Origin of the sequence: Bacillus sp. 196mf (assembly GCF_003217275.1) — a bacterium.
In the GTDB taxonomy this organism is placed as follows: domain Bacteria; phylum Bacillota; class Bacilli; order Bacillales; family Bacillaceae_G; genus Bacillus_A; species Bacillus_A thuringiensis_S.
In genome coordinates this window covers 107,524-127,091 of sequence record NZ_QJTG01000010.1, presented here as the reverse complement: position 1 = coordinate 127,091, position 19,568 = coordinate 107,524, and the positions used below count along the sequence as shown (strand labels likewise).

The window sequence follows — 19,568 nt, the reverse complement described above, 5'->3', positions numbered from 1 at the left end:
CTTGATGGAGAGAAGCTTACCTTCTTTTTTTTATAGCCCAAAATTAATCATACTTATGTCGATCTTCTGTAATTCGAATATACTCAATATCCATCAAATCACGAAGCAATGCACCATTACTTAGTTCAACGCCATGTTTCTCTTTAAAGTGAGTGCGAATTGTATCTAGCATTTCAATTTCTTTTCCGTTCACGTCTAAAATAATGCGTTCAGAATCATCCATATAGCATCCTCCTTTTTTACACATATATATTTTGTCCGTCTATTTCTAAAAAATGTATGTTAACGTAATGTTAGGAAATAAGAAAGGGATGAAAAATGAGACGTATTTATTTTATAGGGCTAATCTTGTACACGCTAATTGTATTGCATGTTGCATTCCCAAATATCTTTTCATTTGAGGATTTAGAAACAGTACACGTTGCGATATTTATTTTTGCTCTATTTGTAGTAGATTGCTTTATTTCTATATGGCTTTCGAAAAGAAAAGATATACAAGGCAAAAAAGAAATGGAACGGAAAAAGAGAAAACGTTCATTTTGGATGATGACATACTGTTTGTCTGTAGTGCTTACTGCTGCTTTTTTTAGTGAACATATTCCATTAGAAAGAGTAAATATTGGATTTGGAGCATTCGTATTCGCATACTATTTTTTTATGCACTTTCTTCCTTATATGAAAGAAAAGCGAGGCGAAGGGGAAAATCCGCTTGTAGAAGAAGCGAAAGAACAAGAGCATAAGAGAATAGAAGAAGATATAAAGAAACTTGGAGAACAAAAGTGGTATTTAAGATCAAAAATCATATACGTTCTTTGCTTTATTACGCCACCAATTGGTTATTTGTACGTTTTCTTATTTCGTAAAAAAATGACAGAAGGTGCAAGACGAACGTACTTAACGGTTGCGACGATTATGATGGCATTATGGTCTTTGAAGTTTCTTCCGCCCTATGTGTTGGCAATTACCGTTGTTGTCGTAGCATGTCTTGTGTTTATAGTGAAGTTGATAAAATGAAAAACACCAAGCCTATGTGGACTTGGTGTTTTATCTGTAAATTAAAGATCACCTTGCTCCTCATCACCACGAACAACAAGGACATCGCATTTCGCATAGCGAATAATATGTTCAGAGACGCTACCGATTAGGAAGCGTTCAACAGCATTTAAACCAGTCGCACCACACATAATTAAATCTACTTTATGGTTTGGAGCGATTTCTTTTGAAATTTTAGATTTAGGATTACCAAATTCTAATACAGTTTCAATTTTTTCAAGACCAGCTTCAAGCGCAGTTTTTTTGTAGTCTTCTAATAAGTCTTCTGCAAATAGATTTGCACGTTCAGCAATTGCACGGCTATAAGCCTCTACTGCTGAGTACGCTTTTACATCAACGATATGAGCGATTGTTAATGTTGCATTGTTGCGCTTTGCGACTTGAATTGCTTTTTTAAAGGCTTTTTCTGCTTCTTTAGAACCATCCACCGCGATTAAAATATTTGTATATGTATTATTCATAGTAAATTCCTCCCAATCTGTTTTATAACTGTTTACAACTTAATTATAAAACAAATTTTGGTAACGTGCTTGCCAGAAACGTTACAGAATTTTGAAAACTCTGTTTCAATTCATTTTAGTTGTAATTGGAGCGAGAACTTGTTACATATGAAGTATAGCAATTTAAAAGGGGGCAGTTTTGTGAGACATGCGCTCATTACAGCCGGTACGAAAGGTTTAGGAAAGCAAGTAACAGAAAAGTTATTGGCTAAAGGCTATTCAGTAACAGTAACGTACCATAGCGATATCACCGCTATGGAAACGATGAAAGAAACATATAAAGATGTGGAAGAGCGTCTACAATTCGTGCAAGCAGATGTCACGAAGAAGGAAGATTTACATAAAATAGTAGAAGAAGCGATGAGCCGTTTTGGCAAAATTGACTTTTTAATTAATAATGCTGGTCCATATGTATTTGAACGAAAAAAGTTAGTTGATTATGAAGAAGATGAATGGAATGAAATGATTCAGGGAAATTTAACAGCGGTATTTCATTTATTAAAACTTGTCGTTCCGGTCATGAGAAAACAGAACTTTGGCCGTATTATTAATTACGGATTTCAAGGGGCGGATAGTGCACCGGGATGGATTTATCGTTCAGCTTTTGCAGCGGCGAAAGTAGGACTTGTTTCATTAACGAAAACAGTTGCTTATGAAGAAGCGGAGTATGGTATTACTGCGAACATGGTATGTCCTGGTGATATTATTGGCGATATGAAAGAGGCGACTATTCAAGAAGCACGTCAGCTAAAAGAGCATAACACACCGATTGGTAGATCTGGAACAGGTGAAGATATTGCAAGAACCATTTCGTTTTTATGTGAGGACGATTCCGATATGATTACCGGTACAATTATTGAAGTGACTGGTGCAGTGGATGTTATTCATAGACATCGATAGAATAAAATAAGATGAAGTTTCGAATAATTGGACAGTTTATCCATTGTGCTGAGAGGTGCGGATAATACTGTCCTTTAATATAAAATTAAATCTATCGGAAAACTTGTATTATTTTTTGTCAAATATTGAGATATTATGTTAAAATATAAGAGCGTAGAAAGCGCTTTAAAAAATGATTCAGGGGTCATTTCATAACTCAAGGGGGAACTAATCATGCGTATCGGTATTCCAACAGAAATTAAAAACAATGAAAACCGTGTGGCAATGACGCCAGCGGGAGCAGTACATTTAGTACAAAATGGTCACGAAGTTTTTGTTCAAAAAGGAGCAGGTTTAGGATCTGGCTTTACAGATGAAGAATACGTACAAGCTGGTGCGAAACTTGTAGAAACTGCTGAAGAAGCATGGAATCAAGATATGGTTATGAAGGTAAAAGAGCCAGTAGCAAGTGAATACGGCTATTTCCGTGAAGGTTTAATTTTATTCACATACTTACACTTAGCTCCAGAACCAGAATTAACGAAAGCATTAATCGATAACAAAGTTGCATCAATCGCATACGAAACAGTACAATTAGACAATCGTTCTTTACCATTACTTGCACCTATGAGTGAAGTAGCTGGTCGTATGTCTGCACAAATCGGTGCACAATTCCTTGAGAAAAACAAAGGCGGTAAAGGTATTTTACTTGCAGGCGTTCCAGGGGTAAAACGCGGCAAAGTAACAATCATCGGCGGTGGTCAAGCTGGTACAAACGCAGCTAAGATTGCAGTAGGTTTAGGTGCAGATGTAACAATCATTGACTTAAGTGCAGAACGTCTTCGTCAATTAGATGATATTTTCGGTAACCAAGTAAAAACATTAATGTCTAATCCATACAACATTGCAGAAGCTGTTAAAGAATCTGACCTTGTTATTGGAGCAGTATTAATTCCAGGTGCAAAAGCGCCAAAACTTGTAACTGAAGAAATGATTCAATCAATGGAACCGGGTTCTGTCGTTGTAGATATTGCGATTGACCAAGGTGGTATTTTCGAAACAACTGATCGTATTACAACTCATGACAACCCAACTTACGAAAAACATGGCGTTGTTCATTATGCAGTTGCTAATATGCCAGGTGCGGTTCCACGTACGTCAACTCTTGCATTAACAAACGTAACAGTACCATATGCAGTACAAATTGCGAACAAAGGCTATAAAGATGCTTGCCTAGGCAACTCTGCATTATTAAAAGGTATTAACACATTAGATGGATATGTAACATTCGAAGCAGTTGCAGAAGCTCACGGCTTACAATACGCTGATGCGAAAGAGCTACTTGAAAAAGCTCCTGCTTTATCATAATAGAAATACATTTGAGACCTTCCTTTTCATAAGGAGGGTCTTTTTTATATGGGGAAATAACATGTGAATAATTGTTATTTATTGGTGTAAATCGATTTTTATTATGATAATTTAGAATTATATAATAAAAGAGGGGATTCAATGGGGAGTAAAAAAAGGAAGCAAAAGCAAGCTAAAAGACAAAAGTACATAAAGAAAAAACAGGAACAGAACATACCTTTTTCACAAAAAGTAGTCATTATGATAGAAAAAACATTCCGGTATATTTGTATGGCTCTGTATGTAATTTTGTGTATGTATTCATTTGGAGTGTTTTACAGTTTTGGGATAACTCCCAATATTATTGAGAGCATTCTAGAATTTATACTTGTTGTAATAGAATTAGCCTTATTCGTTATACTCTTTGCTACAGTATGGCCTAGTCATGAAAGTAAAAAAGATAGAAAAAGAAGCAAAAAATCTTCATACACTTCAAGCTCATCAAGTGGATTCGGTCACTACAGTAGCAGTGATTGTAGTAGCTCAAGTGATGGTGGAGATTAAGTTAATTTTTCAGAAGAACGACTAACGAAAGGATGGGATGAAATATGGAAACTGTGAACTTAATAGAATTAACAAAAGACATTCAAGATCAACATAAAAACTTCGTCGTTTCAAATATAAACAGTCATTGTTTACGAATCGCTGTATTTACTGGTGAATATGATTGGCACTATCATTCTAATTCGGATGAATTATTTATTGTGCTAGAGGGAGAATTACTTATTGATTTTGAAGATGGAGAAACAGCGGTTTTAAAGCCAAATGATTCTATTTTAATTCCAGCATGTACGATTCATAGAACAAGAGCATTAAAGAGAACGGTAAATCTTTGTTTTGAACATATAGAGGCTGATACGATTAAAGTGGAGCAATTATGAAAAAATTATCTGTAGCCGATTATAGAAAAGTTCTTCCGGTTTTAGAAGGTAATACAAGAACGACGACGTTTGCTTATGCGGTATGTGATCAAATGATAGATGGTGAGGTTTTTATAAACGGGCAATTAACAGCAGGATTAATTATTACAGCTAATGGTATCTATTATTTATTTGGTGATACGGATGATCAAAATTATAACGAAGAGTTATTTTCATATTTAAAAACGGCTATTGAAAAAACAGAGAAGAGATTTACACTGTTCACTTCGAGTGAACAGTGGGAAATGATGATAGAAGAGCGTTTTAGTAATGTACTTCGGAACATCCCGCGAATGAAATTTCAAAGCGTAACCTTTGAAGAGAGTCAACGAGATTTTAACAAAAATACATATGAAGTGAAGCGTATTGATAGAAGAGATATAGAGCGCAGCGGTGAATTTAAAGAGGAGTACTACAAAGAGTATTGGGGATCAAAAGAAACGTTTTTGAACAGTGGTTTTGGATTTTGTATAGAACAAGATGGGATAATTGTAGCTGAATGTGTCTCAATATTTAGCGGGAATGGTTTTGCTGAAATAGATATTGCAACACATGAAGCGCATCAAGGGAAAGGATTAGCTCAAGCTGTTGCGACAAGGTTCATTGAACATTGCATGCAAAATGACATTATACCGAGCTGGGATTGTTATGTAGACAATATTCCTTCGCGAAAATTAGCTAGTAAATTAAGTTTTTATCATCCAATAGAATATAGTTTGTTTGTACGTAAGAAAACGGGGGAATAAAAATGAATGTAGAATTAACAAGATTTAAAGTTAAGCCTGGTAAGAGTCATCGAGTAGATGAATGGATGCAGCTTCTTAATGACAATTTGAAAGAAGTGCTTTTGACATTAAACGACGAAAAAATGTACGTTGAGACAATTTTCCGGGAAATAAGAGATGGAGAAGAGTACTTATATTGGTATTCTGTGCAAGGAGAAGGTGGTATTTTTGTCGAAAATTCGCATCATGAAATTGATAAAAAGCACTTAGCATTTTGGTATGAATGTATCGATGAAGAAGCACCGTCTATTGATATGAAAACAGAAGTTGTTATGATTCAAGATGTTGTGAAGGAAGCGATGAAATAATAGAATAGTATTTCAGAGAAGCGCATCAAAATGGATGTGCTTTTTATTATGAAACAATTTATAAAAGCTGCATTTGGATGTCTTTAAGTGAAAATAAAGAGGGATACTGAGAATATTTTAGGATAAACTATAAAGGGAAACTTTAATCAGTGTGGGGTTCATCCCCCATCTAACTTCTTGCTTCCGCTGAATTTTGATGTGAGGTCTTACTGCCCGTTAATGCGGGATAAAGAAATAAAAAACACCAAACCAAAAGACTTACCAATATACGGTATAGTCGTAACAGGAAAAACAGAGGATTTACAAAGTTTACAAGGGTCACCGTATATTAAGGCTGCTGTAAGAGGTGTAACAGTTGAGAAATATTGATTACAAGTAATTAATGTGAATAATCAGAAAATTTATGTTATAATATGGGAAAGGGAGGTTTATATGAGGCAAATACATGGAGCAATTTATATTTACATAACAATGTTTTTCGTGGCGATATCCTATGGGTTGGGGCACGTGTATTCGCATCCTATACTAACTTTTTTAAGTGGAGCATGTATGGCGTTTGCGCTTCTTGTCCACCTTTTCTCAGTTTGGATCGTGAAATTTCAATTAAATATTAGTGAAATAGAAGAAGGCACTTTTTGAGTGGCCTTCTTTTTTAATAATATTTTGGAAGCTCTTGTAGCAATTTTTCAATTTCGAATTCGGTTTCTTCACATATAGAAAGTGTGCGTAGTCTGAAAAATAAGCTACGTAAGAAAGATTTTGTATTTCCATATAAAAACTCGTACGATTCAATAGGTAGTGCTTGTTTTTGGACCGGTAATTGAGCCACTAAGTCACGAAGGGCTAATATGAGTATTTCTTCTTTCAGACCATTTTGCAGCATTGCGACAATCGGATAAACGAGACGCTCGTCTTCTTCGTATTTATAGTAAATAGAATGGACAAAAACTTTGTTTAACAAAGTTTTTAATATCTCTTCGTAATGTAAAGTTTCTAGTTTAGGACTATGAACAAGCGCCTCAAATGTATCGGAAGCATGTGCGATACTATGTGCCCAGCCGTGGTCTTGCACATATCCGCGGAAATCATGTTCATTGTTCATATATAGAATTAATTGATCTTTTACAGTTAAAATATCATTCTGTGATAAGAAATTATGAGTTGTATCTGCATCTATAATGAGCGCAATTAATAAGGTCGTAAATGCACGAGTAAATACAGCATCTTCATCATCTGAATGAATCTTATACAATAAATATTTTTCACCGATGCTTTCTAATAATAGTTTCTGTAATTGTGTGTGTGAAAGGTAGCGATTTTTGATGAGATGATAAAAAGTAGAGTAGATGAGTTTGTCCCTTAAGTAGCTATCAGTAACACCGATATGTTCAAGCATACTGGAACTTAAAGAATCAATATGAAGTGTGTTATCTATGATGTAATTATTATTACGAATTTCTTCTAACTGTTGTTGTAACATATAAACCTCCTGTTTTAGAAAATTCTGTATTTAAATAGTATAATAAAAGGAAGGAATAGGCAATGAAGTGAAACTTTAATTAGTGGGGGGATTCCCCACCTAACTTCTTTGCTTTCACCGAATTTTGATGTGGGGATCTTACTGTCCGTAAATGCGGGATAAATAAGTGCATTTGAATGGAGGGGGCATTATGAAGAGAGCATTATTCTTTTTTATTAGTATTTTCTTTTTAGGAAGCTGTTCCATTTCGTATGTTAATTTTTCTAGCGAGAGCAAAAGTTGGACTGGACAATATAAAGGGCATATTAAGGATGACAGTGAAGATGGAATGTTTACGTTTCAATATAAGGGTGGGGATGGAAAGACAGAATTTAAAAACTTAGAGATTGCTATTAATGGAGCCTTTAGTACAATGACACAAACGTCAGAAGTTCATAAAGGAGCAAGGGTTGAAATAAAATCTTCTTGTGTAAGTTGTGCACCTCTATCTAAAGATGAACCGATAGAAGTTGTAATTAAATGGGATGATAAGTATGAGGAGAAGATGGTGTTAAATTTGAAATAGCCTAAAGTAAGGAGCTAAAAATGAATAGGCATGTGAAAATTGTTATGTTTTTAAGTGTATTTCTAGTCATATTATCAGCTTGTACTACAAAACAAGTAGAGCAGGTAACGGTAAAAGAAGTCCCTAAAGAAGGGTATATCATATTAAGAAATGACACGGTATTTTTTGTCGATGATAAAACGTTTAACACAAAAGTAGAGTTGCAAAATTATATAGAACAACAAATGAATAAAGAGCATCCATCACATATAGTCTTGAGCTTTAAGGACAAAGACGCATATAAACAGTTAAAAACAGGGGATAAAATAAAAGTATGGTTTTCTCAAATACTTGAAAGCTATCCAGCAAGAATGATTGTAGAGAAATTTGAAATAGTAGAGGAATAAAAAAAGGCAGCATTCACGCTGCCTTTTTATTATTTTACAAATTGTAATTCTTTCGGGAATTTCGTTAAAATTTCTGATCCGTCTTTTGTAATGTAAATATCATCTTCAATACGAACGCCACCTACGTTTGGTACGTAAATACCAGGTTCGATTGTGAAGACCATACCTTCTTTTAATGGAGACTCGTTACCAGCTTTTACATCTGGATATTCGTGTACGCTAATTCCAAGTCCATGACCAAGTCGGTGCGGGAAGAAGTCTCCGTAACCTGCATCTGCGATAACAGAACGAGCAGCGTTATCGATTGCGCCAAGTGTAACACCTGGTTTACATGCTTCAACTGCTTGTAGTTGTCCAGCAAGTACAGTGTTGTAAATGCGAGTTTGCTCTTCAGAAATCTCACCGAATGCTACTGTACGTGTAATATCAGAGCAATAACCTTCAATGATTACACCTAAATCAAATAGTACGAAATCACCGCGCTTCATTTTGTTTGCGCCAGGAATACCGTGTGGAAGAGCAGAGTTTGCACCCGCTAATACCATCGTATCAAATGACATCTTATGTATGCCTTTTGTTTTTAATTCGTGTTCAATAATTGCTAATACTTCTAGCTCGCTACGGTTTTCTTTAATTGCATTTACACCAACTTCAACAGCGTAGTCCGCCATTTTAGCTGCTTCGCGTAAAATAGAAAGTTCTTTTTCATCTTTAATTAAACGAAGTTCGCGAACTTTCTCCTCAGCTGATTTGAAAGCTGCATTTGGGAATAATTTCGTTAATTCTTCGTAGCGCTCTACGTTTAAATGTTCTTTTTCAATTGCAACTGCATTTGCATTGATGCCGCGGTCTTTAATTGCTTTTGCAATCATATCCCATGGTCTGTCAGTATCAGTAAATCCGATAATTTCATGTGCCCAGCCAGCGTTACGTGCTTGACCTTCTTCCATTTTAGGACAAATTAAAATAGGTTCTTTTTCTTGGAATACAAACATACCAAGTAATCTTTCATGCGGTTCACAGTGGAAGTTCGTCATGTAGAAGACGTTCGGTGTAGAAGTTAAGAACGCAGCTTCTACGTTTTTTTCTTTTAGCCATTGCATTAAATTTTCTAATCTAGCATTCATCGATTGGCACCCCCGAGATATTTAATTACAAATATAACTTTAACTCGGAAGAAAGCGTTATGACAAGTAAATAGATGTTAGAAAAGACAGGGAATTGAAAAATCATGTAGAATAAAAAGTGAGAATGTGAATAGGGGAGGAATGTAATAATGAAAGTATCTTATCATGGGCATTCAGTTGTGAAAATTGAGGCGAATGGAAAAGTTATTTTAATTGACCCGTTTTTAACAGGTAATCCGAAAACAGATTTAAAAGCTGAAGATGTAAAAGTAGATGCAATCCTTTTATCGCATGGACACGGTGATCATGTTGGAGATACAGTAGAACTTGCGAAGAAAAATAATGCAGTTGTTGTAGCGCCATTTGAACTAGCAACATTTTTAAGTTGGCAAGGTGTAAATACACATCCGATGCATATTGGTGGTTCACATGAATTTGACTTCGGAAAAGTGAAGTTTACACAAGCATTCCACGGCTCTAGTTATATTGATGAAGCAAATAAGACGATTACATATACAGGTATGCCAGCAGGTATTTTATTTACAGCAGAAGAGAAAACAGTGTACCACGCAGGAGATACTGCACTATTCTCTGATATGAAGTTAATTGGGGAATTAAATAAAGTTGATCTAGCATTTTTACCAATTGGTGATAATTTCACAATGGGACCAGAAGATGCTGTACTAGCGGCAAAATGGATTAATGCGAAAACTGTTGTACCGATGCATTACAATACGTTCCCAGTTATTGAACAAGATCCATATCAATTTGTAGAAAAGCTACAAAATTGTACAGGGAAAGTATTAGAAGCTGGAGAAAGTATTACACTATAGAAAAGAAACCCTTCATTTGAAAAGAAAAGTGAAGGGTTTTTTACGTGTGTAGGACAGCTTTTAATGCTTGTATTTGTTTTGGTGATTCTTTTCTTTTGGTACGTGGTTGTTCAGGTGTTTCATTCAATTCCATTGCAACTTTTTTCCCATCTACGAAAGCTAAAAATACAGCACCTACAACCTCTAAAAATTTTTTCATCATGTGTACGCTCCTTTGTTTTATTTCTTGTCTTCATTGTATAGGGAATCAAGTGGGCGAACTATCGAATGAGATGACAATAGCATTACATTGTTGTAATAGAATGACTGGTGGAATGTAAGAGTCATTTTGTTATAAAAAAAATAGTACAGGTATGCAAAGAGAGAGTGTAACAGTTTTGAAAATATAGTATACTGAAAGTACAACACATGAAGAATTTAGGGAAAAGAAAGTATGGTGAAACCATTTGGCTACCAAGCATAACCAAATTTTAGAACATATTAATAGCCTGCCAGTAGGCCATAAAATTTCTGTAAGACAAATTGCGAAAGATTTGAGTGTAAGTGAAGGGACAGCTTACCGTGCAATTAAAGATGCAGAAAATAAAGGGTATGTTAGTACAATTGAACGTGTCGGAACAATTCGAATTGAACAAAAGAAGAAAGAAAATATCGAAAAACTGACATATGCAGAAGTCGTTAACATTGTCGACGGTCAAGTACTTGGGGGCAGAGAAGGACTACATAAAACATTAAATAAATTCGTAATCGGAGCTATGAAATTAGAAGCGATGATGCGCTATACAGAAGCTGGGAATTTACTCATTATTGGTAACCGTACGAATGCACATCAATTAGCGCTAGAAACTGGAGCTGCTGTATTAATTACGGGTGGATTTGATACGGAAGATCATGTGAAGAAATTAGCAGACGAATTAAAGCTGCCGATTATTTCAAGTAGCTACGATACATTTACGGTCGCAACGTTAATTAACCGTGCAATTTATGATCAACTGATTAAGAAAGAAATTGTACTTGTTGAGGATATTTTAACACCAATTGAAGAAACGTTATATTTAAAGCCACATGATACAGTACAGCAATGGCATGCATATAATGAAGAGACGATGCACGGAAGATATCCAATTGTCGATGAAAATAAAAAAGTGCTAGGAATCGTAACTTCAAAAGACATGATCGGTGTAGCGAAAGAAACACCAATTGATAAAGTAATGACAAAACACCCAATTACAGTGAATGGTAAAATGTCTGTCGCAGCTGCGGCACGTATGATGGTGTGGGAAGGAATTGAATTACTTCCTGTCGTTGAGGAAGGAAATAAACTGCAAGGTATCATTAGCCGTCAAGATGTACTTCAGGCACTGCAAATGATTCAACGTCAGCCACAAGTTGGAGAAACAATTGATGATATTGTAACGAATCAATTTATGACGCCAAAAGAAGCGAAAAATGAGCATCTATATCAATTTTCAGTGACGCCGCAAATGACGAACTCAATTGGAACGTTATCGTACGGTGTATTTGCAACAATTGTGACAGAAGCGACAAATCGCGTTATTCGTGCGCAAAAGAAAAGCGATTTAATTGTTGAAAACTTAACAATTTATTTCGTAAAGCCGGTTCAAATTGATAATGTTGTATCCGTTCATCCGAAAGTATTAGAAATTGGGCGTAAATTTGGTAAGGTTGATGTAGAGGTGCATCATGAAGGTAATGTCGTTGGAAAAGCATTACTTATGGTTCAGTTAATTGATAAATAAAAAGATGGAACAAATCGTTTTGATTTGTTCCATTTTTTTTGTTGTTTTAAATTTGAAAGGCATGATTTTAGATGAGAGTTTTAGTGAAATATGTATGGGGTGGAGTGGAAAAGTAACGCAAGAAAAGACAGAATAGTAATTCAATTTGGTTGTATATTGTGTTATGATTATATTGTAAGAAAATGGATTTATGAAAGGTGGTATACATTATGTCGTCAGCCGTACTCTTTTTTGGTAGTATCGCACTATTTTACTTTCTTGTAATGATACCGATCCAATATTTATATTTACAAGGTTTACATGAAAAAAAGGAAAAGACAGGATTATCTCAGCGAGAGCTATATGAAAAAATGTCTTTTGGAGAAGAACAATTACATTTTCACGTACAAGGTAACCCATTTAATATACCATCTGCGTTTGTCGCATATATGATTTTAAAAGTTAGAGGACGTAAAAAAGCATCACAATTTTGATGCTTTTTTACGTTGTTTCATAGACTTCTGCTTCTTTAACTGCTAATGGTAAGAAATGTGTGTATTGGCGAAATCCATTAAATACACTTGCACTACCAAATAGAACGAATAAGATACCAACGATAATACGAGCGGTTGAAAGTTCTAAAAAGAATTGGTTTATCCCGAAGAATAAGACGAATGAACCGAGTGCCATTGCGGATTTTCCAGAGAGCCAACCTTTCTCCATTGGGCGGTTTGTACGAAAGTATTTTGTTTTGTAGAAGAGATACAACATAAATGAGATGATAATACAGAAGACTAATACTGGCATAATGAACACTCCCATCGTTTTATGAAAAAAATAGTGGAGAAAAAAGAAATATCTAAACTTTCTAACTTTTATTATAAAGCAATTGTTCGCATGTATGAAATACTTTCCGTTATAATGAGAGATAAAGTGAAGAAGTTGATTAAAAAGGAGATTATACATATGCATGAGCAAATTTTAGGAGCAATTAAAGAGTTTGATACAATTATTATTCATCGCCACGTGCGTCCGGATCCAGATGCATTAGGTTCACAGGGTGGCCTTGGTACAATTCTAAAAGAATCGTTTCCAGAGAAAAATATTTATACGGTTGGGTACAATGAACCGTCGTTAGCATACTTACGAGTAATGAATGATATTGAAGATAGTGTATACGAAAATGCGCTTGTTATTGTTTGTGATACTGCGAATCAAGAACGTGTTGACGATCAACGCTATACAAAAGGGAAGATGTTAATTAAAATTGATCATCATCCAAATGAAGATCCATATGGAGATATTACGTGGGTAGATACGACAGCGAGTTCGACAAGTGAAATGATTTATGAGTTTTATAACTATGGAAAAGATAAAGGATTAAAAATAACAAAAGAAGCAGCCCGCCTTATTTTAGCAGGAATTGTTGGAGATACAGGTCGTTTCTTATTCCCAAATACGACAGCAAAAACACTTCGTTACGTAAGTGAGCTTGTTGACATGGGTGTGAAATTCACAGATTTATACAATGAAATGTATAAGACAAAAGAAAAAATTGCTCGTTTAAACGGTTATATTTTACAAAACTTTACGATGGTAGAAGAAGGAGCAGCTTACATTAAATTAACGAAAGAAGTATTAGAAGAATTTGATGTACTTCCTTCTGAAGCATCTGGTGTTGTTGGAGCGCTTGGCAATATTGATGGATTAAAGGCGTGGGTTCTATTTTTAGAGGAAGACGACGTAATTCGTGTTCGTCTTCGTTCAAAAGGACCAGTTATAAACAAATTGGCAATGCAATATAACGGCGGAGGACATCCGATGGCTTCTGGTGCCAAGGCATCTTCTTGGGAAGAAGCGGATCGTCTTTTTGCTGATTTACGTGAGATTTGTAAATAAGGGACTATATGTTAGAACGAAAAGAAGGAGCGGCGCTAAAGCCCTCCTTCTTTATTTTTCCTTTTCTATAGTAATGCTAATTTCAAGCACTGTATCAAAAGATATTGTATCGACTTTAAAACGGTATAGTCGATCGTAATGTTTGTACGTTTTGTTTTCGATTACCTTTTTGAGTAGGTCTTTATTTTTTGCGATACTTTGAATGTTTTTCGTTAAAAGATGCTGGAGATCATTATGGATAGATGTAGTCATATTTTCGAGTGTAAGATTGTCTAAATCGTATTTTTCTCGATTGATAAGTTTTATTTTAATCTCTTGAATGGTTAAGAGCCGTTTGTTTTCAGTGTTCAATTTTTCTTGATCTTCGAGAAGGACGTGGAGCTTTGCTTCTTGTTTTTCTATAATTTCTCTTTGTTCTGCTATTTTACTAGCTTGTTCTTCTTGAAAAACACCGTATATGTACAAAAAAATAAACCAGCTCAACACGCCTCCGACAGCAGCACCAGCTAATACTAAGTACCATCTTTTTGCTGTATTGGCACTTGGTACTCTCATACATGTTCCTGCGTTAGCCATTTAATAATAATGAGACCTGTTTGCATACCACCAGTTGCGAAAAAAATAAGGAGAATTTGTTTTACGATATCTTTCATATCTCCGCCAAAGAAACTTCTTTCAAAGCTATAAAAGGTATCGAATGTTCCACCAATTGCTGCAACGAGTGCCCAAATTCTTAAATTTTGGGCGAATTGATTAATGTAAGTTAGAGCTGGTTTTCCGATAAGAAACGCACCAAATCCACCAATTAATGAACCGCCAAGTATAACCCCAAAGGCAATAAAATAACTAATAATAAGCAGAGAGAAAAAAGTATGTTCTCTTACATCCATCGTCATTCCCCTTTCTTCTTCATATATATGGACAAAGTATAAGAAGTATGTTTTGATTTCCGCTTTCCTCATCACCTATAATAAAAGTAGTCAAATAGGTAAAGAGAGGGTACAACAGTGAAGTTTGTGCATTTACAATGTCAAACCGTTTTTAGTTTATTAAAAAGTGCTTGTAAAATTGATGAGCTTGTAGTCAGGGCGAAAGAACTTGGTTTTTCATCGCTGGCTATTACGGATGAAAATGTTATGTATGGCGTTATTCCGTTTTATAAAGCATGTAAGAAACATGGTATACAGCCTGTTATTGGATTAACCGCTTCTATTTTTAGTGAAGAAGAAGAAAGGTCTTATCCACTTGTATTACTTGCTAAGAATGAAATAGGCTACCAAAATTTATTAAAGATTTCTAGCAGTATTATGACAAAATCCAAAGAAGGTATTCCTAAGAAGTGGCTTGCGCATTATGCGAAAGGATTAATTGCTATTTCACCAGGTAAAGATGGCGAAATTGAGCAATTATTACTAGAAGACAATGAGAGTCAGGCTGAAGAAGTAGCTCGCACATATCAAAATATGTTCGGCCATTTTTATATGAGTTTGCAGCATCATGCGATTCAAGATGAGTTGCTTTTACAAGAGAAACTACCTGAATTTATTAGTAGGGTTAATATTCCAGTCGTTGCAACAAACGATGTGCGCTATATCAATCAAAGTGACGCACTTGTTCACGAATGTTTACTATCTGTTGAAAGTGGAACGAAAATGACTGATCCAGATAGGCCGAGGCTGAAAACAGATCAATATTATTTAAAGTCATCGGATGAAATGGAAGCACTATTTTCCCATGCGCCGGAAGCAATCCAAAATACAATGAAAATTGCAGAGCGTTGCCAAGTAGAAATACCGTTCCATGTAAATCAACTTCCGAAGTTTCCTGTTTCGTCTAATGAAACGAGTGATATATACTTGCGTCGTGTTTGTGAAGAAGGTTTACGGAAACGATATGGTGCGCCGAAAGAAGTGCATATAAAGCGTTTAAATCATGAATTAAATGTTATTTCTCGTATGGGATTTAGTGATTATTTCCTCATCGTATGGGATTTTATGAAGTATGCACATGAAAATCATATTTTAACAGGACCAGGTCGTGGATCGGCAGCTGGTTCACTCGTCTCATACGTATTAGAAATTACAGATATTGATCCGATTGAATACGATCTATTATTTGAAAGGTTTTTAAATCCTGAACGTGTGACGCTTCCCGATATTGATATTGATTTTCCAGACGTAAGACGTGATGAGATGATTCGCTATGTGAAAGATAAATACGGTCAGCTCCGTGTTGCGCAAATTGTAACGTTTGGTACGCTTGCAGCAAAAGCGGCAATTAGAGACATTGCCCGCGTAATGGGGCTTCCGCCGCGAGATATTGATATATTTTCAAAACTTATCCCATCAAAGCTTGGTATAACGTTAAAAGATGCATATGAAGAATCACAATCACTTCGTGAGTTTATACAAGGAAATCTTCTGCATGAGCGTGTGTTTGAAATCGCAAAACGTGTAGAAGGTTTACCACGTCATACGTCTATTCATGCGGCTGGCGTTATTATAAGTCAAGAACCGCTAACAGGCAGTGTAGCAATTCAAGAAGGACATAACGATGTTTATGTTACGCAATATCCAGCCGATGCGCTAGAAGAACTTGGGTTGCTTAAGATGGACTTTTTAGGATTACGTAATTTAACGTTACTTGAAAATATTATAAAATTTATCGCGAACAAAACAGGGAAAGAAATCGATATAAGAAACTTACCTCTTCAAGATGAAAAGACGTTCCAATTATTAGGAAGAGGGGATACAACAGGTGTATTCCAGCTTGAGTCAGGTGGTATGCGAAATGTACTTCGCGGTTTAAAACCGAATGAGTTTGAAGATATCGTAGCTGTTAACTCATTATACAGACCGGGACCGATGGAACAGATACCGACCTTTATTGAATCGAAACATGGAAAAAGAAAAATTGAATATTTACATCCGGATTTAAAGCCAATTTTAGAAAGAACATACGGCGTCATTGTATACCAAGAACAAATTATGCAAATTGCATCGAAGTTAGCAGGGTTTTCGCTTGGTGAAGCAGATTTACTGCGCCGTGCAGTGAGTAAAAAGAATCGTGATATTTTAGATCAGGAACGTAAGCATTTTGTCCAAGGTTGTTTGCAAAATGGTTACGATGAGACGTCTGCTGAGAAAATTTATGATTTAATTGTAAGATTTGCGAATTACGGTTTTAACCGAAGTCACGCTGTAGCTTACAGTATGATCGGATATCAGCTTGCCTACTTAAAAGCGAACTATACGTTGGAATTTATGACGGCACTATTATCAAGTGCAATTGGAAATGAAGATAAAATTGTACAGTATATACGAGAAACGAAGCGAAAGGGTTTTCATGTTTTGCCGCCGTCTCTTCAAAAAAGTGGTTACAACTTCCAAATAGAGGGGAATGCGATACGTTACAGTTTACTTTCGATTCGAAATATTGGAATGGCTACAGTGACGGCATTATTAGAAGAACGAGAGAAAAAAATGTTCGAAGATTTATTTGAATTTTGTCTCCGTATGCCGTCAAAGTTTGTAACAGAGCGCAATTTAGAAGCTTTCGTCTGGTCGGGATGTTTTGATGATTTTGGTGTTTCGAGAACGAATTTATGGAAAAGTCTTAAAGGGGCGTTGGAGTACGCAAATCTCGCGCGTGATTTAGGGGATGCTGTTCCAAAATCAAAATACGTACAAGGAGAAGAGCTATCTTTTATTGAACAACTAAATAAAGAGAAAGAAGCACTTGGCTTTTATTTATCAAGTTATCCGACTGCGCAGTATGTAAAGTTAGCAAAAGAATTAGAAATTCCATCTCTCGCTCAGGCGATGCGACACAAGAAAAAAGTACAAAGAGCTATTGTGTATATAACAAGTGTGAGAGTGATTCGTACGAAAAAGTTTCAAAAGATGGCATTTATTACATTCTGTGATCAAAATGATGAAATGGAAGCGGTCCTCTTCCCGGAAACGTATATACATTTCTCGGATAAGTTACAAGAAGGAGCAATTGTTTTAGTTGACGGCATGATTGAGCTAAGAAATCATAAGCTGCAATGGATTGTAAATGGACTATATCCGCTAGAGGAAATGGATGTTTATGAAGAAAAGAAAGATGCATCTGTTTACGTGAAATTGCCGTCTCAGTATGAGAAAAAGCTTTTAAATCAGGTTACGAAAATATTGTTCGACTATTCAGGTTTTGCGAAAGTACTAATTTATTATGAAAAGGAACATAAAATGGTACAATTATCTCGAAGTTTATCGATTCATCCAAGTGAAGAATGTTTAGGAGCACTTCGTAAAATTGTCGGGGAAGAAAATGTAGTTGTGAAAATATAATGGACAATTTCCCTACACTTCGATTATTATAGTAGTAGTGTTCGTGGTCAGACCACTTGGAGAAATTGATATCAGCAAGAATAATTTGAGGAGAGTGGATAGTTTGTCAACACTTCGTGAAGAAGCACTTCACATGCATAAAGTGCATCAAGGAAAATTAGAAACTGTATCAAAAGTAAAAGTAGAAAATGCAAAAGATTTAAGTCTTGCATATTCTCCAGGGGTTGCAGAACCTTGTAAAGAAATTTATGACGATAAAAGTAAGGTATATGAATATACGATGAAGGGAAATATGGTAGCAGTTGTGACAGATGGAACAGCTGTACTTGGTCTTGGTAACATTGGACCTGAAGCATCTCTTCCAGTAATGGAAGGTAAAGCTGTATTATTCAAGAGCTTTGCTGGTGTAGATGCATTCCCGATTGCCTTAAATACAAACGATGTAGATAAAATTGTTGAAACTGTAAAATTAATGGAGCCAACTTTTGGCGGCGTTAACTTAGAAGATATCGCAGCACCAAACTGCTTCATTATTGAAGAGCGTTTGAAAAAAGAAACAAATATTCCTATCTTCCATGATGATCAACACGGAACAGCTATCGTAACAGTAGCAGGTCTTGTAAATGCACTGAAATTAGTTGGAAAGAAAATGTCTGACATTAAAGTTGTCGCAAATGGCGCAGGTGCAGCAGGTATTGCAATTATTAAACTTTTATATCGCTATGGTGTACGCGACATTATTATGTGTGACCGTAAAGGGGCAATCTATGATGGTCGTCCTACAGGTATGAATCCGGTGAAGGATGAAGTTGCAAAATATACAAATAAGAATCGTATAGAAGGTTCTTTAGCTGATGTTGTACAAGGTGCGGACGTATTCATTGGTGTATCTGCAGAAGGTGCATTAACAGAAGAGATGGTTCGTACAATGAATGACAATGCGATTATTTTTGCAATGGCAAATCCAGTTCCAGAAATTATGCCAGAATTGGCAAAAGCAGCGGGCGCAGCTGTTGTTGGAACAGGTCGTTCTGACTTCCCGAACCAAGTAAATAATGTACTGGCGTTCCCTGGTATTTTCCGCGGTGCACTTGACGTACATGCGACACAAATTAACGAAGAAATGAAGATGGCAGCTGTACAGGCTATTGCTGAGCTTGTAGCAGAAGACGAGTTAAATGCAGACTATATTATTCCGGCACCATTTGACGCGCGTGTAGCGCCTCAAGTAGCGGCTTACGTTGCAAAAGCAGCAATGGAGACAGGAGTAGCTCGTCGTCAAGTAGATCCAAATGAGATCGCTGAAAAAACAAAACAATTAGCGCTGATTGGTAAAGAATAAGCGAGGAATTT

The 19,568-nt window shown here is 35.8% G+C and carries 24 protein-coding genes and 1 pseudogene; 17 read left to right on the top strand and 8 right to left on the bottom strand.

Going from position 1 to position 19,568, the window contains the following annotated elements:
- Positions 1-43: 43 nt before the first annotated feature.
- Positions 44-223 (bottom strand): hypothetical protein, encoded by a 180-nt coding sequence (locus ATL10_RS16190; protein WP_000342760.1) that lies wholly within the window; start codon positions 221-223, stop codon positions 44-46.
- 95 nt (positions 224-318) lie between these two features.
- Between ATL10_RS16190 and ATL10_RS16185 the strand changes: the two genes are divergently transcribed.
- On the top strand, positions 319-1,014 hold the full coding sequence (locus tag ATL10_RS16185) for a hypothetical protein (RefSeq protein WP_097821762.1): 696 nt from the start codon (positions 319-321) through the stop codon (positions 1,012-1,014).
- Between the two features lie 41 nt (positions 1,015-1,055).
- Here ATL10_RS16185 and ATL10_RS16180 read toward each other — a convergent pair whose 3' ends face one another.
- Complete coding sequence (locus ATL10_RS16180) at positions 1,056-1,514, bottom strand: universal stress protein (protein WP_001066672.1); 459 nt, start codon at positions 1,512-1,514, stop codon at positions 1,056-1,058.
- A gap of 147 nt (positions 1,515-1,661) precedes the next feature.
- On the opposite strand from ATL10_RS16180, the gene ATL10_RS16175 reads away from it, so the two are divergent.
- From ATL10_RS16175 to ATL10_RS16140, 8 genes and pseudogenes are all read left to right on the top strand, one after another.
- Positions 1,662-2,453, top strand: a complete 792-nt coding sequence (locus ATL10_RS16175; protein WP_002024902.1) for an SDR family oxidoreductase — start codon at positions 1,662-1,664, stop codon at positions 2,451-2,453.
- A 213-nt stretch (positions 2,454-2,666) separates the two neighbouring features.
- Positions 2,667-3,800, top strand: a complete 1,134-nt coding sequence (gene ald / locus ATL10_RS16170) for an alanine dehydrogenase (protein WP_001219401.1) — start codon at positions 2,667-2,669, stop codon at positions 3,798-3,800.
- Between the two features lie 141 nt (positions 3,801-3,941).
- On the top strand, positions 3,942-4,343 hold the full coding sequence (locus tag ATL10_RS16165) for a hypothetical protein (RefSeq protein ID WP_097821761.1): 402 nt from the start codon (positions 3,942-3,944) through the stop codon (positions 4,341-4,343).
- A gap of 44 nt (positions 4,344-4,387) precedes the next feature.
- Positions 4,388-4,720: a cupin domain-containing protein gene (locus ATL10_RS16160; RefSeq protein WP_000450933.1), complete on the top strand. Its 333-nt coding sequence runs from the start codon at positions 4,388-4,390 to the stop codon at positions 4,718-4,720.
- On the top strand, positions 4,717-5,505 hold the full coding sequence (locus tag ATL10_RS16155) for a GNAT family N-acetyltransferase (RefSeq protein WP_110497143.1): 789 nt from the start codon (positions 4,717-4,719) through the stop codon (positions 5,503-5,505). The genes ATL10_RS16160 and ATL10_RS16155 overlap by 4 nt, the downstream gene beginning before the upstream one ends.
- 2 nt (positions 5,506-5,507) lie before the next feature.
- A complete protein-coding gene (locus ATL10_RS16150; protein WP_001100204.1) occupies positions 5,508-5,852 on the top strand; it encodes a DUF6176 family protein in 345 nt (114 codons plus the stop codon).
- A gap of 228 nt (positions 5,853-6,080) precedes the next feature.
- Positions 6,081-6,221: pseudogene (locus ATL10_RS16145) on the top strand (anti sigma factor C-terminal domain-containing protein); the annotation flags it as partial.
- Between the two features lie 63 nt (positions 6,222-6,284).
- Positions 6,285-6,491, top strand: a complete 207-nt coding sequence (locus tag ATL10_RS16140) for a hypothetical protein (protein WP_001248905.1) — start codon at positions 6,285-6,287, stop codon at positions 6,489-6,491.
- 13 nt (positions 6,492-6,504) lie between these two features.
- On the opposite strand, the gene ATL10_RS16135 is transcribed toward ATL10_RS16140, so the two are convergent.
- Positions 6,505-7,332 (bottom strand): DUF2785 domain-containing protein, encoded by an 828-nt coding sequence (locus ATL10_RS16135; RefSeq protein ID WP_095690146.1) that lies wholly within the window; start codon positions 7,330-7,332, stop codon positions 6,505-6,507.
- Positions 7,333-7,522: 190 nt separating this feature from the next.
- Here ATL10_RS16135 and ATL10_RS16130 point away from each other — a divergent pair, with 190 nt between their 5' ends.
- Both ATL10_RS16130 and ATL10_RS16125 read left to right on the top strand, forming a co-directional pair.
- Positions 7,523-7,897 carry a hypothetical protein gene (locus tag ATL10_RS16130; protein WP_000816700.1) on the top strand — a complete coding sequence of 125 codons (375 nt, stop codon included), beginning with the start codon at positions 7,523-7,525 and terminating at the stop codon, positions 7,895-7,897.
- Between the two features lie 20 nt (positions 7,898-7,917).
- Positions 7,918-8,283, top strand: coding sequence for a DUF3221 domain-containing protein (locus ATL10_RS16125; RefSeq protein WP_071731423.1), 366 nt, complete (start codon positions 7,918-7,920; stop codon positions 8,281-8,283).
- A 29-nt stretch (positions 8,284-8,312) separates the two neighbouring features.
- On the opposite strand, the gene pepQ is transcribed toward ATL10_RS16125, so the two are convergent.
- Entirely contained in the window at positions 8,313-9,410 is a 1,098-nt protein-coding gene (gene pepQ, locus ATL10_RS16120; protein ID WP_000994037.1) for a Xaa-Pro dipeptidase, read from the bottom strand.
- Positions 9,411-9,559: 149 nt separating this feature from the next.
- On the opposite strand from pepQ, the gene ATL10_RS16115 reads away from it, so the two are divergent.
- The gene (locus ATL10_RS16115) at positions 9,560-10,243 is read left to right on the top strand and encodes a metal-dependent hydrolase (RefSeq protein ID WP_000868922.1); all 684 of its coding nucleotides are present in this window, start codon (positions 9,560-9,562) and stop codon (positions 10,241-10,243) included.
- A gap of 40 nt (positions 10,244-10,283) precedes the next feature.
- Here the strand turns inward: ATL10_RS16115 and ATL10_RS31305 are convergent, their stop codons facing one another.
- Positions 10,284-10,442 carry a hypothetical protein gene (locus tag ATL10_RS31305; RefSeq protein WP_170925758.1) on the bottom strand — a complete coding sequence of 53 codons (159 nt, stop codon included), beginning with the start codon at positions 10,440-10,442 and terminating at the stop codon, positions 10,284-10,286.
- Positions 10,443-10,689: 247 nt separating this feature from the next.
- Here ATL10_RS31305 and ATL10_RS16105 point away from each other — a divergent pair, with 247 nt between their 5' ends.
- Together ATL10_RS16105 and ATL10_RS16100 are read left to right on the top strand one after the other, a co-directional pair.
- Positions 10,690-12,003 (top strand): CBS domain-containing protein, encoded by a 1,314-nt coding sequence (locus tag ATL10_RS16105; RefSeq protein WP_000201579.1) that lies wholly within the window; start codon positions 10,690-10,692, stop codon positions 12,001-12,003.
- 209 nt (positions 12,004-12,212) lie between these two features.
- The gene (locus ATL10_RS16100) at positions 12,213-12,476 is read left to right on the top strand and encodes a DUF3949 domain-containing protein (protein ID WP_000093046.1); all 264 of its coding nucleotides are present in this window, start codon (positions 12,213-12,215) and stop codon (positions 12,474-12,476) included.
- A 7-nt stretch (positions 12,477-12,483) separates the two neighbouring features.
- Here the strand turns inward: ATL10_RS16100 and ATL10_RS16095 are convergent, their stop codons facing one another.
- Positions 12,484-12,789 carry a YtpI family protein gene (locus tag ATL10_RS16095; protein ID WP_090976923.1) on the bottom strand — a complete coding sequence of 102 codons (306 nt, stop codon included), beginning with the start codon at positions 12,787-12,789 and terminating at the stop codon, positions 12,484-12,486.
- Between the two features lie 159 nt (positions 12,790-12,948).
- On the opposite strand from ATL10_RS16095, the gene ATL10_RS16090 reads away from it, so the two are divergent.
- The gene (locus ATL10_RS16090; RefSeq protein ID WP_090976924.1) at positions 12,949-13,881 is read left to right on the top strand and encodes a DHH family phosphoesterase; all 933 of its coding nucleotides are present in this window, start codon (positions 12,949-12,951) and stop codon (positions 13,879-13,881) included.
- Positions 13,882-13,932: 51 nt separating this feature from the next.
- On the opposite strand, the gene ytrI is transcribed toward ATL10_RS16090, so the two are convergent.
- Both ytrI and ATL10_RS16080 read right to left on the bottom strand, forming a co-directional pair.
- Positions 13,933-14,436 (bottom strand): sporulation membrane protein YtrI, encoded by a 504-nt coding sequence (ytrI, locus tag ATL10_RS16085; RefSeq protein WP_001265736.1) that lies wholly within the window; start codon positions 14,434-14,436, stop codon positions 13,933-13,935.
- Complete coding sequence (locus tag ATL10_RS16080) at positions 14,433-14,846, bottom strand: YtrH family sporulation protein (protein WP_002005839.1); 414 nt, start codon at positions 14,844-14,846, stop codon at positions 14,433-14,435. The genes ytrI and ATL10_RS16080 overlap by 4 nt, the downstream gene beginning before the upstream one ends.
- Before the next feature lie 42 nt (positions 14,847-14,888).
- Between ATL10_RS16080 and dnaE the strand changes: the two genes are divergently transcribed.
- Positions 14,889-18,215 carry a DNA polymerase III subunit alpha gene (gene dnaE / locus ATL10_RS16075; protein WP_110497141.1) on the top strand — a complete coding sequence of 1,109 codons (3,327 nt, stop codon included), beginning with the start codon at positions 14,889-14,891 and terminating at the stop codon, positions 18,213-18,215.
- Positions 18,216-18,348: 133 nt separating this feature from the next.
- A complete protein-coding gene (gene ystJ / locus ATL10_RS16070; RefSeq protein ID WP_161114790.1) occupies positions 18,349-19,557 on the top strand; it encodes an NADP-dependent malic enzyme in 1,209 nt (402 codons plus the stop codon).
- The last annotated feature ends 11 nt before the right edge of the window (positions 19,558-19,568 follow it).

What these genes read in the sequence shown, in the direction of transcription:
- ATL10_RS16090 (WP_090976924.1), top strand. Translation starts at nt 12,949, where the DNA reads ATGCATGAGCAAATTTTAGGAGCAATTAAAGAGTTTGATACAATTATT.
- ATL10_RS16130 (WP_000816700.1), top strand. Translation starts at nt 7,523, where the DNA reads ATGAAGAGAGCATTATTCTTTTTTATTAGTATTTTCTTTTTAGGAAGC.
- ATL10_RS16175 (WP_002024902.1), top strand. Translation starts at nt 1,662, where the DNA reads ATGAAGTATAGCAATTTAAAAGGGGGCAGTTTTGTGAGACATGCGCTC.
- ATL10_RS16125 (WP_071731423.1), top strand. Translation starts at nt 7,918, where the DNA reads ATGAATAGGCATGTGAAAATTGTTATGTTTTTAAGTGTATTTCTAGTC.
- ytrI (WP_001265736.1), bottom strand. Translation starts at nt 14,436, where the DNA reads ATGAGAGTACCAAGTGCCAATACAGCAAAAAGATGGTACTTAGTATTA.
- ATL10_RS16135 (WP_095690146.1), bottom strand. Translation starts at nt 7,332, where the DNA reads ATGTTACAACAACAGTTAGAAGAAATTCGTAATAATAATTACATCATA.
- ATL10_RS31305 (WP_170925758.1), bottom strand. Translation starts at nt 10,442, where the DNA reads ATGAAAAAATTTTTAGAGGTTGTAGGTGCTGTATTTTTAGCTTTCGTA.
- ATL10_RS16155 (WP_110497143.1), top strand. Translation starts at nt 4,717, where the DNA reads ATGAAAAAATTATCTGTAGCCGATTATAGAAAAGTTCTTCCGGTTTTA.
- ATL10_RS16165 (WP_097821761.1), top strand. Translation starts at nt 3,942, where the DNA reads ATGGGGAGTAAAAAAAGGAAGCAAAAGCAAGCTAAAAGACAAAAGTAC.
- ATL10_RS16190 (WP_000342760.1), bottom strand. Translation starts at nt 223, where the DNA reads ATGGATGATTCTGAACGCATTATTTTAGACGTGAACGGAAAAGAAATT.
- ATL10_RS16150 (WP_001100204.1), top strand. Translation starts at nt 5,508, where the DNA reads ATGAATGTAGAATTAACAAGATTTAAAGTTAAGCCTGGTAAGAGTCAT.
- ald (WP_001219401.1), top strand. Translation starts at nt 2,667, where the DNA reads ATGCGTATCGGTATTCCAACAGAAATTAAAAACAATGAAAACCGTGTG.
- ATL10_RS16095 (WP_090976923.1), bottom strand. Translation starts at nt 12,789, where the DNA reads ATGCCAGTATTAGTCTTCTGTATTATCATCTCATTTATGTTGTATCTC.
- ATL10_RS16140 (WP_001248905.1), top strand. Translation starts at nt 6,285, where the DNA reads ATGAGGCAAATACATGGAGCAATTTATATTTACATAACAATGTTTTTC.
- ATL10_RS16160 (WP_000450933.1), top strand. Translation starts at nt 4,388, where the DNA reads ATGGAAACTGTGAACTTAATAGAATTAACAAAAGACATTCAAGATCAA.
- ATL10_RS16115 (WP_000868922.1), top strand. Translation starts at nt 9,560, where the DNA reads ATGAAAGTATCTTATCATGGGCATTCAGTTGTGAAAATTGAGGCGAAT.
- ATL10_RS16100 (WP_000093046.1), top strand. Translation starts at nt 12,213, where the DNA reads ATGTCGTCAGCCGTACTCTTTTTTGGTAGTATCGCACTATTTTACTTT.
- pepQ (WP_000994037.1), bottom strand. Translation starts at nt 9,410, where the DNA reads ATGAATGCTAGATTAGAAAATTTAATGCAATGGCTAAAAGAAAAAAAC.
- ATL10_RS16180 (WP_001066672.1), bottom strand. Translation starts at nt 1,514, where the DNA reads ATGAATAATACATATACAAATATTTTAATCGCGGTGGATGGTTCTAAA.
- ystJ (WP_161114790.1), top strand. Translation starts at nt 18,349, where the DNA reads ATGCATAAAGTGCATCAAGGAAAATTAGAAACTGTATCAAAAGTAAAA.
- ATL10_RS16185 (WP_097821762.1), top strand. Translation starts at nt 319, where the DNA reads ATGAGACGTATTTATTTTATAGGGCTAATCTTGTACACGCTAATTGTA.